Annotated in this window: 14 protein-coding genes; 8 read left to right on the top strand and 6 right to left on the bottom strand. The window is 59.1% G+C overall.

Annotated elements, in window-relative coordinates:
* Positions 1–5: 5 nt before the first annotated feature.
* Both DMO26_RS30240 and DMO26_RS30235 read right to left on the bottom strand, forming a co-directional pair.
* On the bottom strand, positions 6–851 hold the full coding sequence (locus DMO26_RS30240) for an SDR family oxidoreductase (protein ID WP_117196031.1): 846 nt from the start codon (positions 849–851) through the stop codon (positions 6–8).
* A gap of 61 nt (positions 852–912) precedes the next feature.
* Positions 913–2,106: an MFS transporter gene (locus DMO26_RS30235; RefSeq protein WP_404947099.1), complete on the bottom strand. Its 1,194-nt coding sequence runs from the start codon at positions 2,104–2,106 to the stop codon at positions 913–915.
* 282 nt (positions 2,107–2,388) lie between these two features.
* Between DMO26_RS30235 and DMO26_RS30230 the strand changes: the two genes are divergently transcribed.
* Entirely contained in the window at positions 2,389–3,315 is a 927-nt protein-coding gene (locus DMO26_RS30230) for an AraC family transcriptional regulator (protein ID WP_117196053.1), read from the top strand.
* A 546-nt stretch (positions 3,316–3,861) separates the two neighbouring features.
* Here DMO26_RS30230 and DMO26_RS30225 read toward each other — a convergent pair.
* The 3 genes from DMO26_RS30225 to DMO26_RS30215 all read right to left on the bottom strand — a co-directional run bounded on the left by DMO26_RS30225 (position 3,862) and on the right by DMO26_RS30215 (position 6,085).
* On the bottom strand, positions 3,862–4,869 hold the full coding sequence (locus tag DMO26_RS30225) for an aldo/keto reductase (protein ID WP_117196030.1): 1,008 nt from the start codon (positions 4,867–4,869) through the stop codon (positions 3,862–3,864).
* A 30-nt stretch (positions 4,870–4,899) separates the two neighbouring features.
* On the bottom strand, positions 4,900–5,196 hold the full coding sequence (locus DMO26_RS30220; protein WP_117196029.1) for a putative quinol monooxygenase: 297 nt from the start codon (positions 5,194–5,196) through the stop codon (positions 4,900–4,902).
* A 79-nt stretch (positions 5,197–5,275) separates the two neighbouring features.
* On the bottom strand, positions 5,276–6,085 hold the full coding sequence (locus DMO26_RS30215) for a type 1 glutamine amidotransferase domain-containing protein (protein WP_117196028.1): 810 nt from the start codon (positions 6,083–6,085) through the stop codon (positions 5,276–5,278).
* A gap of 130 nt (positions 6,086–6,215) precedes the next feature.
* Between DMO26_RS30215 and DMO26_RS30210 the strand changes: the two genes are divergently transcribed.
* The gene (locus DMO26_RS30210; protein ID WP_117196027.1) at positions 6,216–7,136 is read left to right on the top strand and encodes a LysR substrate-binding domain-containing protein; all 921 of its coding nucleotides are present in this window, start codon (positions 6,216–6,218) and stop codon (positions 7,134–7,136) included.
* A 124-nt stretch (positions 7,137–7,260) separates the two neighbouring features.
* On the opposite strand, the gene DMO26_RS30205 is transcribed toward DMO26_RS30210, so the two are convergent.
* Positions 7,261–8,133: a formylglycine-generating enzyme family protein gene (locus DMO26_RS30205; protein WP_205421283.1), complete on the bottom strand. Its 873-nt coding sequence runs from the start codon at positions 8,131–8,133 to the stop codon at positions 7,261–7,263.
* Positions 8,134–8,323: 190 nt separating this feature from the next.
* Between DMO26_RS30205 and DMO26_RS30200 the strand changes: the two genes are divergently transcribed.
* The 6 genes from DMO26_RS30200 (at position 8,324) to DMO26_RS30180 (ending at position 14,013) form a co-directional block, all read left to right on the top strand.
* Positions 8,324–9,049, top strand: a complete 726-nt coding sequence (locus DMO26_RS30200) for a GntR family transcriptional regulator (protein WP_117196025.1) — start codon at positions 8,324–8,326, stop codon at positions 9,047–9,049.
* Positions 8,937–10,079, top strand: coding sequence for an ABC transporter substrate-binding protein (locus tag DMO26_RS30195; protein WP_162895123.1), 1,143 nt, complete (start codon positions 8,937–8,939; stop codon positions 10,077–10,079). The genes DMO26_RS30200 and DMO26_RS30195 overlap by 113 nt, the downstream gene beginning before the upstream one ends.
* A 19-nt stretch (positions 10,080–10,098) precedes the next feature.
* Positions 10,099–10,299 (top strand): hypothetical protein, encoded by a 201-nt coding sequence (locus DMO26_RS34210; RefSeq protein ID WP_205421282.1) that lies wholly within the window; start codon positions 10,099–10,101, stop codon positions 10,297–10,299.
* Positions 10,293–10,928, top strand: a complete 636-nt coding sequence (locus DMO26_RS30190) for an ABC transporter ATP-binding protein (protein ID WP_205421281.1) — start codon at positions 10,293–10,295, stop codon at positions 10,926–10,928. The genes DMO26_RS34210 and DMO26_RS30190 overlap by 7 nt, the downstream gene beginning before the upstream one ends.
* The gene (locus DMO26_RS30185; protein ID WP_117196023.1) at positions 10,913–11,680 is read left to right on the top strand and encodes an ABC transporter permease; all 768 of its coding nucleotides are present in this window, start codon (positions 10,913–10,915) and stop codon (positions 11,678–11,680) included. The genes DMO26_RS30190 and DMO26_RS30185 overlap by 16 nt, the downstream gene beginning before the upstream one ends.
* Positions 11,681–11,778: 98 nt before the next feature.
* Positions 11,779–14,013: an arylsulfatase gene (locus tag DMO26_RS30180; protein ID WP_117196022.1), complete on the top strand. Its 2,235-nt coding sequence runs from the start codon at positions 11,779–11,781 to the stop codon at positions 14,011–14,013.
* Positions 14,014–14,645 lie beyond the last annotated feature (632 nt).

Here is a 14,645-nt window from a genome sequence, read left to right as displayed (position 1 = left end):
CCGTCTCAACCGAGGCCGCCGTTTGCGAAGACGTTCTGTCCATTCACCCATGCGCCTTCCTTCGAGCACAGAAGGGCAATGGTGCTCGCGATATCTTCCGGCAGCCCCAGGCGGCCCAGCGGCGTCTGCTCGGGAATCCCTCTGAGCGCCTCTTCCCCGTGCTGACGAAGAAGCTCTGTATCGACGGCACCCGGGGCGACCGCGTTGACCGAAATGTCGCGACCAGCCAGTTCCTTTGCGAGCACGCTCGAATACAGAACCTGGACCGCCTTGCTCGCAGCGTAAGCTCCGGTCCCGGGCGGCGGCGTCTTGATGATGCTCGAGCTGAGGCTGATGATCCGGCCACCATCCCGGACGCGGCGTGCTGCTTCGCGCAGGACGTTGAAGCTGCCCTTCACATTGGTCGCGATCATCCGGTCGAAAGCATCGTCGGTCATCTGGGCAAAGGGTCCGACATTCATGATACCGGCATTGTTGACGACGACATCGACGCCGCCGAATGCCTCATCATTGGCGTCGAACAGCGCTTTCACCGCTGCCGGATCCGCCACGTCGGCCTGCCGGAAGATCGCGCGACCACCGGCCGCCTCGATGTCGCGGACCACCTGAGCCGCGAGATCACGATTGGTCAGATAGTTCACCGTCACAGCGTAGCCGTCGCGCGCCAGACGCTTTGCCGTGGCGGCGCCAATGCCGCGCGAAGAGCCCGTGAGGATTGCCACGCGTTGTTCTGTGTTTCGGGCGGCTGTTTGCGTGGTTTGGGCGGACGCGATGCCGCTCATGGCGAGAGCCGACGGGACAGCGGCTGCGAGAGCCAGGAACGTGCGGCGGGAATTGCCGGTATCAGACATTGAGGTGTCTCCGTTTGACTAAGTTCAGAACGGTTCTGATGTTGCGTGGACGAGGACGTATTCAGCGTTGCCGAAGGAAAGCGCTGACCCGTTGGTTGGCGACAAGAAGGGCAAGACCTGACAGGATGCTCGCTAAGGGCACGATCAACAGGCCGAGTGCGAGACCATTCGGAATGTCTGCGGCACTTGCAGCGTCGCTGGCCACACCCACGAACAAGGGGCCAAGGGCCGGTCCGATCAGGCCGCTCCCGATCATCACGAGGCTCGATGCCTGTGCCTGACGACCCGGCCCGGCGACGAGATGCGCTGCACCAAAACCCCAGGGCAGCATGAAGGAGAATGAGAGCATCGAAGGCACGAACAGGGCGATTGCCATCCATCCTACCGGGACGAACAAAGCCGCAGTCGTGGTGACGCTCGCCATCAGGAAGAGGATGGCGGGGGGACCCAGAACCTTGCCGGAACCGGAGCGTGCCGCAAGGTCAAACCAGCGTCCGCCGCCCAGCGTGCCGACAATCCCCATCAGGCCCTGCAACAGGCCGAAAAAGATCCCTACTTCGGTTGCTGTAAAGCCGTGGGTCCGGATCAGGAACGGGACTGAAAAGGCGTAGAAAGGCGCGCCGGCAAAGCCGAGAAGGATCGTGCCGAGGAACAGCCAGCGGAAGGCCGGGGATGCCAGGAGTTCAAGGCTTGTCATGAGGAAGGGTTCGTTGCGCGTCCTTGCGTTTTGCAGACGGGGCGTCGGGCCTGCGACCAGTATCGTCAACAAGCCGATCAAGATGCCGATAGCACCCGCACCCATCAACACGATGCGCCAGCCGAAGGCATCTGCCATGGCACCGCCAGCGGCAAAACCTGCCATGGTTCCCAGAGGGATTCCCATCGCGAATAGGCCGATCGCAAGGCCACGTCTTTCAGGTTCGATCTTGCGGGCGATCAATGCGTGACCGGACGGGACGGCTCCCGCCTCACCGAAGGCAACGCCGAAGCGCGTGAGCGCAAGGAACATGAAACTTGCAGCAACGCCACCCAGCGCTGTCATCGCGCTCCAAACCAAAACGCATGATACCAGCACGAGCCGCGGCGAGCCGCGATCGGCCGCACGGGCAAGCGGTAGCGAAAGAAGGGCGTAACAGACTGCAAAGGCAAGGCCAGTTAGCAGCCCCATCTGTGTATCTGTCAGTGACAGGTCCGCCTTGATTTTTTCCGCCAGGATGAATGGGAGGATGCGGTCAATCTGTGAAAAAGCATTGATCAGGAGAAGCGTGGCGCAGATTGCGACGAACCGCCAACTTCCGACATATTCACTGCTGTAAGGTGCAGGCTGTACCCGCTCCGTTGTTGGATCTCTTGACCCGGCGACAATTTCTGCCATTTTGAGGTTACTCCTCGCTTGGTTGCACCCTTAAGCTAGACGGAGTGTCCAATGACCAGAATGCCCGAACTCTCAAGAAACTTGCCTATTCCTGCAGAAGAGGAGCTTATGCCGGGGCGGAGCCAAGTGCTAACCTGGCCGCGCAAACAGCCGGAGCCGCGCATGAATGCACCGCTGCTGGCTGCCGTGACGGACTACATTGAGTCACAGGGCGGGGGCCAAGGCCTGTTCCCTACAGCCATCGACGGCTTCAATATCGTTCGCTCATTCCAGTCGATGATGCCGATGCGAAATATCTATCGGCCGTCGCTCTGCGTTGTGCTGGAAGGGGCAAAGGAGCTCCATTTCGGGGACGAGCGACTGAGCTACCGGACGATGGAGTGCCTTGTGGTAAGCGTCGGTCTTCCAGCGACCGGCCGCATTGTCGAGGCCAGCGAAGAGGTCCCCTATGTTGGCGTCTTGATCGATTTCGATGTGGCAACCTTGCGGAACGTCCTTGAACAACTGGACGCCCTTCCGGAACAATCAGAGGAATCGGGCCCCTGTGCATTTGTTGCCAAAGTTGATCAACCCTTGGCCGACTGCATTTTGCGCCTGGTGAGATTGTTGGCCACACCGAAAGCAATTCCCGTCCTGGCGCCGTCGATCGTGCGTGAAATATGCTACTGGCTGTTGAGCGGGCCGCATGGCGGTGAGATTTGCAAACTTGCGCTGCCGGAATCGAACATCGAACGCGTCGTCAGGGCCGTATCAGTGCTGCACACCAATTTCGCAGAGACACTCCGGGTCGAACAGCTGGCACAAATCGCGCGAATGAGCCCGTCGTCCTTCCATCAGCATTTCAAGGCCTTGACCTCCATGACGCCGCTGCAGTTTCAAAAGCAGTTACGCTTGCTCGAGGCGCGCCGTCTCATGGTGACAGAAGCCGCCAATGTCGCTGAAGCGGCCTACAAGGTTGGCTATGAAAGCGCGTCGCAATTCAGTCGCGAGTATTCGAGAACTTTCGGCGTCGCTCCGAAGCAGGATGCTTTAACCCAGCAGCGCCTCCACACCGCGTATGCAAGTCGGACAGTCTCCGCATCCCCCTAGACTGCGGACGACGAGCGTCTCCATGAGATCTTGCTATAAAGCCAGTTGCGCCAAGTGCTACTGGCTCGTCAGGTACGCATGGGGGGCCACAATGGGTCCCTCCTGCGTTCAGCCTTGTAAGTCCCTCGACATGTGCTCCGCAGCGTCTTTCGATTTGTTGTTCAAAGCGCAAGAGCCGTAAGTTCTGGAATGCACCTCAAAGAATGTTCCAGAAGTGGGCCATACGCCGCACAACGATCCGCATAAGCTTAGTAGTCGGAGAATCAGTGACTTAGAGATTCTGATGAGCAGGTCGCAAGTCCATATTCTTTCAAGAGCTTAAGCTTACGGCAGCTTTGCGCCGATATCGTTGAAAACATCATTCGACGCGCTGTCGAGCTTGCCAATGCATTCCGCGGCGGCAAAAATATTCAGTTCATGCCCGCTCTGGCCGAGCATTGATGTCGAGCTGCCGCCGCGAATACGCGCAGTCAAATGAGAGAGGGAATGATCGCCGACATCATTGATCCAGAAGTCGCTCTAGGATCGGAATACCTTGGCATACATTCAGGCGGGCAAGGGTGCAGCGGAGTTCACAATTCCTGATTCACGCAGCTCGCGCCAGAAATCCGCAGGGACGGTTTCTTGAAGCGCTGCCCGGTCTTCGGCAATACGGCCCGGCTGGCTGGCGCCCGGAATGACCGCGGCAACGGCGGGGTTGGCCAGCGCAAACTGCAGTCCGGCCGCCTTCATGCTGATGCCGTAACGGTCGGCGATCGTTTTGATGCGGGCGATCTTTTCCCTCATCGGCGCCGTCACCGGTGCGTATTCGAAATTCGGTCCGCCAACCAGCGCGCCAGAACTATAAGGACCGCCGACCACGATACCGAGCCCCCGTTCGGAAACCATCGGCATGACACGCTGCAATGCGCGATCATGGTCGAGCAGGGTATACCGACCGGCCAACAAGAAGCCATCCGGCCGCGGTTCCTGCAATTCGAGCAGAAGTTCGATCGGCTCGACGCGGTTGACGCCAAGGCCCCAGGCCTTGATCACGCCTTCGTCGCGCAGTTTGTCGAGTGCCCTGAAGGCGCCCTTGCGGGCGGTTTCGAAAACATCGAGCCATTCGTCGCCATAAAAGTCCTGGGCAACGTCATGGACGAAGGCGATATCGATATGATCGGTATTCAGCCGCTTCAGGCTGTCCTCGATCGAGCGCAGGGTCGCATCGGCGGAGTAGTCGTTGACGATCTTGTTGGGGCGGCCGTATTTAAAGACGTCGCCCTTTTCGCCGAGATCACGGGCGCTGACATCCTCGACCTCATCGAGAATGACGCGGCCGACCTTGGTGCTGATGACGTATTGGTCCCGCGGCTTGTCAGCAAGTGCTGCGCCCATGCGGATTTCCGCAAGGCCGGCACCATAGAAGGGTGCGTTGTCGTAGTAGCGAATGCCGTCGTTCCAGGCGGCTTCCACGGTTGCCCGCGCTTCCGGTTCGGGAATGTCGCGGAACATGTTGCCGAGCGGGGCTGCGCCGAAGCCGAGCTTGCCCGGCAGGATATCCTTGATTGCCATTGTTGTGGTCCTTTGTTTGCGTCTGCCGAGTCAGGCGATCTGTGCTGCATCCAGCACGAGAGCGGTCCGTTCGGCGATATCGTTGATCTTCGAGAAATAATTTTGGAAATGTGGTGTCTCGCGATGGGCGGCGACCGCGGCTGTGTCGGTATAAAGTTCGTCGAGCACGAAACGGGTCGGATCAGCCTGATCCAGCCAGACGTCCCAGCGAAGGTTGCCGGGTTCCGCCCGGCACGCATCCACCATGCCGAACAGCAGCTCCTTCAGGTCTTCAGCCCGACCGCGGCGCGCGGCGAGGATCGCCATGATCTTGACGGGTGCGGACATGTTCTTCTCCAATGATTTTGGCTGGCAGTGATCTTGATCGGCGGGGCGCCTCGCAGCGCCCCGTCATGCCGTCGACGGTTCAGGCGGCCTTGGCCGTGGCGAGCGAACGGTCAAGGGCAGCGACCAGCCTTGCAGCCAGCGGCTTGTCCGAACGCGGGTTCTGACCGGTGATCAGTTCGCGGTCCTCGATGACGTTGGGCTCGAAATTGACGGGCGTGGTGATCACCTCTCCGCCAGCGACCTCGAGGGCGTCGACCACATTGAAGTAGAGCTTGGCTTTCAGGATATAATCCTCAACGACCGTCTCTTCGGTGTTCGAGAACACCGTCATTTTGTAACCGGCATATTGCCAGTCCTTCGCCCATTCCTTTGCCTTTTCAGGCGCACCGGCAACGAGGGCGGCACGGAACTCACGGGCATGCGGCATGGCAGAAGCGATTGCGATCGGGCCATGGCAGAGAAGCGCGGTCGGCTTTGCCTTGTCATGGAAGTGGCGCAGGATTTCGCCGAGATCTGCATCCTGCATCAGATCGACGACGGGGGCCTGGCCGCCCGGAACGAAGACGCCCACATAGTTGTCGAGACCTTCCTCGAAGACCGAACGCAGCGTGCGCGGGGCGTTCATGGCCGGATCGTTGGCATAATAGTCCTTGCCGCGGCGATAAGCCGCCTCGTCGCCCTCGAAATGGTCGACGCTGTCGGATGCTTCGTCGATATGCGGCTTGGTGCCATCAGGCGTGGCGAGAACGATCTCGTAACCGGCGTCGACTGCGGCCATGGCCGGCACGACGGTTTCGTTGAGATACTGGCCCGTGGCGCCGGTGCGGCCGCCCTGGACTTCGATGCGTGTGGCGTTGGAGCCGATCAGAAGAAGTTTACCCTTGCTCATTTTAGTCTCCATCAGGTTTGCCGTGGGGCTTGGTTGCCATCCTTTTCGGATGTGCTGACTATGCTCCTGACCAGAACATTTCGGAAATTTATTTGTTTTATTCCAGATATTCACATGGCATTATAGCTGCATGCGATATGACCTGAACCTGTTGCCCGTCTTCGTGGTGCTCATGGAAGAACGGAACGTCACCCGCGCCGCCGAGCGGCTGGGCATCACCCAGCCCGCGCTGTCGAACGCTCTCAACAGGCTTCGCGAGACGCTGCGCGATCCGCTGTTCATCCGCGAGCGCTACGGCATGCGGCCAACTCAGCTTGCCGAGGAGATGGCGCCGATGATCGGCGCGGCACTCGCGCAGTTCGACGACCTGATCACAGGCCAGCAGGATTTCGATCCGGCCAAGGCAACGCGATCCTTCACGCTGGCGCCAAACAGCTATGTGGAATTCGTGCTCATGCCCTCGGTGGTCGCCCGGTTGAGAGAACGGGCGAAGGGCATCAAGCTTCGCCTCGTTCCCTATGGCAGCGACCTTGCGGAAACCGGTGTCATATCCGGAACCACGGAAATGGTTTTCGGCCGGATCATCGACCCGCCGGACAATCTCGTCGTGCAGCATCTGATGGATGACGGACTTGCCTGCGTCGTTCGGGCGGGTCACCCGGAGATATCAGACAGCATTTCCCGCGAGCAATATGAAGGGATGATGCATGTGAACGTCCTGCCGCCCGGCCGACTGCGCGCCGGCCTGTTCCAGGCGCTCGGTCGGCAGGGGCTGAAGCGCGACGTGGCCGTTTCGGTCACCCACTTTCTGGCCGTGCCCGAAATGATCGCGGTGACGGATTACTGCGCGACGCTACCGCGCCTCATCTGCCGCGGACTTGCGCGGGACCCCCGCGTAAAGGTGGTGCCTGCACCGGTCGATCTTGGCACGTTCCCCGTCGAGATGGCTTGGCATGTCCGTTACCGCAACGATCCAGCCCATCGCTGGCTGAGGACAGTAATAACCGAGGTCGCGAAAACAGTGTCGGCAGATGTGGCGTTGAAAGCGTGACTCTCGACGACCTCGAGCCGGGGCATAAAATACCCTTATGCCACAAGGCATGCTTCTCAGACATTGACGCTGGTTGGGCTACCCGTCGTCGGTTCGATTCCTTTCAACTGCAAGGCAGAAGCCGCTACATGGGAATCGTCTCTGTCGCCGAACTGGCGCAACGGAAACCCATGTGTCCGGTGGTCGAGTGCCGTGTATTGCTGCTTCGGGCGGCCACTCTGTAGCGATTGCAGTATGACGCATGGCAGAGATAGGAGCCGCCGCGAACGACCTTGAGTTCGCTTGCCGGAGGACCTTGCGGATTCTGCCGTGTCTCTACGCGTTCGGCCTGATGCCATGTCGCTCTGAAACTGTCGGCGCACCATTCCCAGACATTTCCCACGACTTCATAGAGGCCTAACCCGTTGGGCGGGAAGGCTTTGACCGGGGCCGTGCTCAGATATCCGTCGCCGCCGCTGTTAAAGCCTGGAAATTCCCCCTGCCATATATTGCACATATGCTGTCCGCCCGGGGTCAAATCGTCGCCCCAGGGATAGGAGGCCTGATCCAAGCCGCCGCGCGCCGCCTTTTCCCATTCTGCCTCGGTAGGCAGACGCTTGCCGGCCCAGACGGCGTAAGCTTGGGCGTCGTTCCATGAAACATGAACGACCGGATGATCCGTTTCGTGCATGTAATCTGATCCAGGCCCATACGGACATCGCCAATGGGTATGCCGGACGGCGAGCCACCACGGTGCGCCATCCACCGATGCGTCGATGATCTCGTGCTCGGCGTCGGGATGAAGTGCGGCGTTGAAGACGTAGGACCATCCAAACCGTTCCGCGTCGGTGACGTAGCCGGTGTCGAAACAGAATGCCGCGAATTCGGCATTTGTGACGGTCGTCGCGTCGATCATGAACTCATCGAGTTCGACGCTCCTGATAGGGCTTTCACCGTCTTCCGGAAAGCAGCCGCTGTCGCCGCCCATGCGGAAAGAGCCGCCGGGGACGCGAACCATGCCTCGAAGATCAGTCGCCGACCGGGCGCCAAAGCTCGTGACATTCTTTTCGTCCTTCATCCGACCCGACGGCGTACAGCAATTTCCGACCATGGCTCGTTTCCAGAAAAGTCATCTGCGTTCATTCGAGCAATATTGACAGATAGCTGAAACAAGCGAAAGGTAGGACGTCCAACCTTTGAGTACGTAAATGTCGATTATTCAGTCCAGCGAACGAATTCTTGCTTATGTCGATGAGGCTAACCTCAAGATCGGCGACCAGCTTCCGGCTGAGGTTGACCTTGCAAAGGCCCTCGGAATGAGCCGGAACTCGGTTCGTGAAGCCTATGCCAAGCTCACGGCGCGTGGTGTTCTCGTGCGCCGGCACGGCATCGGCACGTTTCTCGCAAGGCCCCAGATCCTGAACGATTTCGCCCACCGTAGCGGCTTCTGGCAGATGATCGACAATGCCGGGTTCGAGCCGTCGCTGCGCATCATTTCCGATAGTCTCTCGACACGCGACGACGAGATGACGGTGCACCTGGTGCCACAGGTCCAGGGCAAGGCAAGGCGTCTCGAATGGCTGTTCCTGGCTGACGATGTACCGGTCGTTTTCATTCAGCATGCGATTTCACCGGCAATGCGCCTCGATCATATCGACTGGTCTAAAGTCAATAATCTGCTCACCGCTCTGGGAGATCAGATCAATCCGGTCGATGCCGAGCTTGAGGTGATGAACACCGCCGTCAACGCGTCCACGCTCGTGGCCCGCTATCTCGACATGCCCAAAGGTGCGGCTGTTCTTCACGGCCATGCCAAGGTTCATGCCGGCGACGGGACGATCCCGATCGTTTCCCGGCACTGGTCGAACCCCGCATACACCGCGATCACCCAACGCAAGCCTCTCGCGGGGGACCGACTCGATCCCTCCGTCTAGTCGAAACGAAGCGCCAATCAGAAGGCGCACAGAAAACGAAAAAGGAACAGCCATGCACAGCCGCCGCAAATTCTCCAAACTTCTTGCTCTATCGACAGCCCTCGTAACCGGGTTTGCCGTCTCTGAGGCTGCAGCCCAGACAATGATCCCCGTTCGTCTCGGGGCCGATGCCTACACGACCGGAGCGCAGATCTGGGTCGCCAAGGACAAGGGTTACTTCAAGGAAGAGGGTATCGACCCGCAGGTGTCGATCTACGCAACGGGGATTGAAAGCCTGGATGCCGTCTTGACCGGCCGCACCGACATTGGCGTTGGCCTTGACTTTCCCACAGCCTTGCGCATGCAAAGCCGCCAGCTGACGATCCTGGCTTCCATCTTCAAGTCCAATCCGGGCTGGCACAAACTGGCAGTCGGCGACAAGATTAAAGGACCGCAGGATCTAGCCGGAAAGACCTATGGTATCGCCAGCGGAGCGGCGCAGCATCTGGTGACTGTCAAATACCTTGAAAATCATGGTGTTTCTCCGGACAAGGTGACGCTGACACCGTTCTCCAGCCTGATCGAGATCGTTGCTTCTCTCAAGGCAGGCCGCCTCGACGGCGCCTTCGTCTGGGCCGACGGAACGAAGCAGGCGACCGACTCCGGCTACAAGATCCTTGCCGATGATAGCGAGGCAAAGCTCAATCAGCGCGCCTATATCAATGCGAATACGGCGTTCGCCAAGGCTTATCCGGATGCCGTTGTCCGTGTCCTGAAGGCTATCGAAAAGGCGACAGCTTTCATCAATGAGCACAAGGAGGAAGCGGCCGTCATCATCGCCTCGAATACCAAGGCGCCCAAGGACACGACCTACAATCTTCTCAAGCTCAACGATTTCCAGCTTGAGCTGACCGATGACGACCGCGCGTCGTTCAAGACGATCGCGGACTTCGCCTCCGGTATCCTGAAAACAAAGGTCAGTTTCGAAACCGCGGTCGATCCCAGCTATTTGGCCAAGGCCGACCCGACAAAGGTCAATCTGTCCAAGTAATCAAAAAACGGACACGGTTATGTCATCGACTGTTCAACATTCTGACCGCGGCGGGTCGGCGCGGGCCGGCAGCGCTGTGGATTTTGCCGAAGTCGGCATGGCTTATCCCGGCCAGGCGGCCGGCAGCGAACTGATCCTCGCGGATGTTTCGCTCTCCATTCCCGAAGGCGAGTTCTTCGTTCTCGTCGGCCCGAGCGGTTCCGGCAAGTCCAATTGCTGAAGCTGGTTGCGGGAACCGCGTCGGCGACGGAAGGGGCGGTAACGACCTTCGGTGCGCCGATCATAGGCCCGGCCCAAAGCCGCGGTATGGTATTCCAGTCCATCGATGGCCCGCTTTTCGATTGGTTGACAGTTCAGGACAATGTCGCCTTCGGGCCGAAAATGGCTGGAGCCAGCAAGACCGAGCGCAAAGAAATCGCAGGGCGCTACATCGAACTCGTTGGCCTTAAAGGTCACGAAGGGAAATTTCCCCACGAGCTATCGGGTGGCATGAAACAACGTGTGCAGATTGCGCGCACACTGGCTGCAGGCCCCAAAATCATCCTGATGGACGAACCCTTTGCCGCTCTCGATGCCTTGACCCGGCGAGTACTGCAGCGGGAACTCGTTCGTATTTGGAGCGAGACAGGCTGCACATTTGTCTACGTCACGCACGACATTCGCGAAGCCGTTCTGCTCGGCCAGCGCATCGGCGTCATGACCCGGGGGCCACGCGCCAACATCCGACAGGTCTATGACATCGAGCTGCCCTATCCGCGCGACGATCTGGATTCGCGGTTCGCCAATATCGTCCGCTCCCTAGAGGCGGATATCGAAACGGAGGCTTCCGGCCAATGGGCAGACATTTAAATCCCAGCCTTTCCGTAGCGGGTGTCGTGGCGTTCGTTGTCCTTTGGCAGATCGTCTCGTCCACCATTATCGACCCGTTCTTCCTGCCGCCGCCTTCCGATATCGTCTTGGGCTCGTCGGAACTCGTTGCTGATGGCACGCTCGCCACCTCCATCCTGATCAGCCTCATGCGCATTTTGGCTGGCTGGCTGCTCGGTAGTGCCATCGCCATTCCACTTGGGCTGATGGTGGGGATCTCGCAGACGGCGCGGGCGGTGGTCGATCCGTTCATCCATTTCTTTCGTTTCATTCCTGCGATAGCGCTCGTGACGCTGTTCATCGTCTGGTTCGGTGTGGGCGAAATATCGAAGATCCTGCTGATCGCCTATGCAACCGCCTTCATCGTGATGGTCAACACCGCAAGCGGCGTCAGCGCCATCCCCGTCGATAAGCTCGACGCCGCGCGGTGTCTCGGTGCGCGGCCTTCCCAGCTCTTTCGCGAGATTGTCATTCCAGCCAGCATTCCCTCCATCTATGTCGGCATGAGGCTTGCGCTCGCCTCCTCTTTCTTGGTCATCGTTGCGGCCGAAATGCTCGCGGCGGAATCGGGCCTCGGCTACATCATCTGGACGTCGAGGCTCTACTTCCGGATCGACTGGATGTTTGCCGCGATCGTGGCGCTGGGGCTTCTGGGTTATCTGACCGACCGGAGTTGGAAGATTTTTGGGCGGCGCCTTCTCAAGCGCTACCTGCGCGACACGATCAAATATTGAACCGCACACCTAAAGAGGCGCGGCGAGAAAAGCCGCGTCTTGTCTCCCGCTGCCATTGTCCGCGGGGACGTCTCTTCATCCGCATTTCGGAGCATGTCATGGAAGATCGCACACGAGCTCATAATATCGGCCGCACCCATCATGAATCGACGCGCTGGTATGCGCCGAAAGTACTGCCGGCGGAGGGCAGCCCGAACGTCGTCTACGTTGTGCTGGACGATGTGGGATATTCCGATCTTCGCTGCTTCGGGTCGGATATCGAAACGCCGAATTTCGACAGCCTGGCCGAACAGGGGCTTCGCTACAGCAATTTCCATACAACGACACTTTGCTCGCCGACGCGCGCATGCCTGCTGACCGGCCGAAATCATCATGCAGTTGGCATGCGATACCTGGCGAATGTCGACATGGGCTGGCCGAGCGGCCGCGGTGCGATCACGCCGCATGCCGCGACCATTGCCGAGATGCTGAAAGACAAAGGATACAGCACTTTTGCCGTCGGCAAATGGCACTTGGCCCCGACGGAGGATGCCAATGCTGCCGGTCCATTCGATCAGTGGCCGCTCGGCCGTGGCTTCGAGCGGTTCTACGGCTTCATGAACGGCGGCACCAACCATTTCTATCCCGAACTGGTCGAAGATAACCGGCTCGTCAGTGCGCCGAAGACACCGGAGGAAGGCTACCATCTCTCTGAAGATCTCGTGGACCAGGCGATCCAGATGCTGTCGAACCAGATCTCGCTGACGCCGGACAAGCCGTTTTTTATGCACCTATGCTTCGGAGCAGGGCATTTCCCGCATCAGGCTCCCCGCCACATGATCGACAAATATCGCGGACGTTTCGATCATGGTTGGGATGAGGAACGCGTTCGTCGGCTCACAAAGCAGAAAGCCTCCGGGCTGGTTGGTGCTGATGTCGAACTTCCGCCGTCCAACGCAGGTGTCGCGAAATGGGAGGAAGTTGACGCCGACGAGAAGGCCGTCGCATTGCGCTTTCAAGAAACTTACGCGGCCTTCCTCGATTATACGGACGCACAGTTCGGCCGCCTCTTGGAATTCCTCGATCGTACCGGGCGACGCGAGAACACCTTGATCGTGCTGATTTCCGACAACGGCGCCTCAGTCGATTGCGGGCCGGAAGGCACAACCAATGTGCTGCGCTGGTTCAACCAGCTGCCCGAATCGGCATCGGACAACCTCGCACAGATCGATGAAATCGGCGGACCGAGCAGCTATGCGAACTACCCTTGGGGTTGGGCGCAGGCGAGCAATACCCCGCTGAAGCTTTACAAAAGCTATACCCATGGCGGTGGTGTTCGCGACCCGCTCATCGTGTCATGGCCGAAACGCATTGCCGACAAGGGAGGCATCCGCCATCAGTTCCATCATGTGACTGACATCACCCCAACCGTTCTCGAGATTTGCGGTGTATCGGCTCCCGAAACCTACCGGGGCCTTTCGCAACTGCCCATCCATGGCGTTAGCTTTGCCTACAGTTTCGATGCGGCTGAGATGCCGACCCGCAAGCAGACGCAGTATTTCGAGATGTATGGGCATCGCAGCATCTGGCACAAGGGCTGGAAGGCCGTGACCCGTCACCTGCCCGGATCATCGTTCGAGACGGAGCAATGGGAACTCTATCACCTCGACCGGGACTTCTCGGAGCTCCGCGACCTTGCGGCGAACGAGCCTGAAAAGCTTCAGGAACTCAAGGAGCGCTGGTGGGCCGAGGCCGGCAAATACGATGTCATGCCGCTCGACGATAGCGATAACCTCTTCAAGCCTAACCCGAAGCCTGGCTCCGTTCGTGGCCGCAATCGCTATGTTTATTACCCTCCGATTTCGACGATTCCGGCCGAAGCCGCCCCTCTTACACAGGATGTGTCCCATTCCATCTCGGTGGATATCGAGATTGACGACGGCTGCCCCGACGGCGCCATCCTGACGGCAGGAAACCTGCATGGCGGTTATGGCCTCTTTGTCGCAGAAAAGCGGCTGCAGTATGCCTATAATTACTGCGGGGATTATACCTATCTGGTGGCCGATCGGCCGCTTCAGCCGGGTCGGCACAGCGTAAAGTTCGTTTTCGAGAAAACCGGCACGCTGTCTGGAGACGGATCGTTGTTTATCGATGATGTGAAAGTTGCGGCGGCGCCCATACCGCGGGTTTTGTTGCGCACTTCGCTTGCTCCTTTGACGCTCGGTAGCGCGACGCAACCTCCGCTGACCCCAAAGCTTTCGGGAGTAAGCGCTTTCGACGGGCGTGTGAGGCGAGTAATCTACGAACTCGGCATGGATCGCGAGATGGTGCCGGACACGCTGGACGTCGACTGATGGGGTCGACCCAAGAGGATGGGTAAAAACACCGGGCTTTTTCGATACTGATCCCGGCGCAGAGAATGCGAAAGCGCTGCCGCTTCTGCGCGACGGTGCAAAGATCGCGGTCGCCTGTGCTGTCATCACATTCACGCCAGCCGATGGTGGCTATTAGGAGACGCGGGCTTGTAACAAAAGGGCCGCTCGTTCAATTCCTTCACATCAGGTTTTTTGTCAACGGTTCATTCTGTCGTCATTACAAAGCCTCCCTTGTTCGCGGATCCATGGTCTGAGCCCATCGCTTTACCGGCTCGTTATCGAGCCTGTACAACCTCACATCTGGTCGCCGCTCCTGGCGGCAGGCACCAACTTCCCGCTTTCGCGGGCACGGGCTCAGGAGAACGAGACCAATCTCAAGATCGGCACTTGAAGCCAAAAGGAATCCCGGTTCGTTCACCTGGATCCGTCAGGGCTGATCACACCCTGAGGATTTGAATTCTCGTGTCACAGGCAAGAGCAAGGTCCCTTCGCCGGGACGATGGATGGGTTAGGCCGCAGTGAGGTAAGCAGCCCCAGTGGACTGCGCGTTTCTAGATTGGCCAACCGGTCCTCAGCAGACCCCATAAAGCAGCGACCCCGCGTCGACTGCG

The organism is Rhizobium terrae (assembly GCF_003425685.1).
GTDB lineage: Bacteria > Pseudomonadota > Alphaproteobacteria > Rhizobiales > Rhizobiaceae > Neorhizobium > Neorhizobium terrae.
The sequence above is the reverse complement of the archived record's forward strand: the minus strand, read 5'-3'. Positions and strand labels throughout refer to the sequence as shown.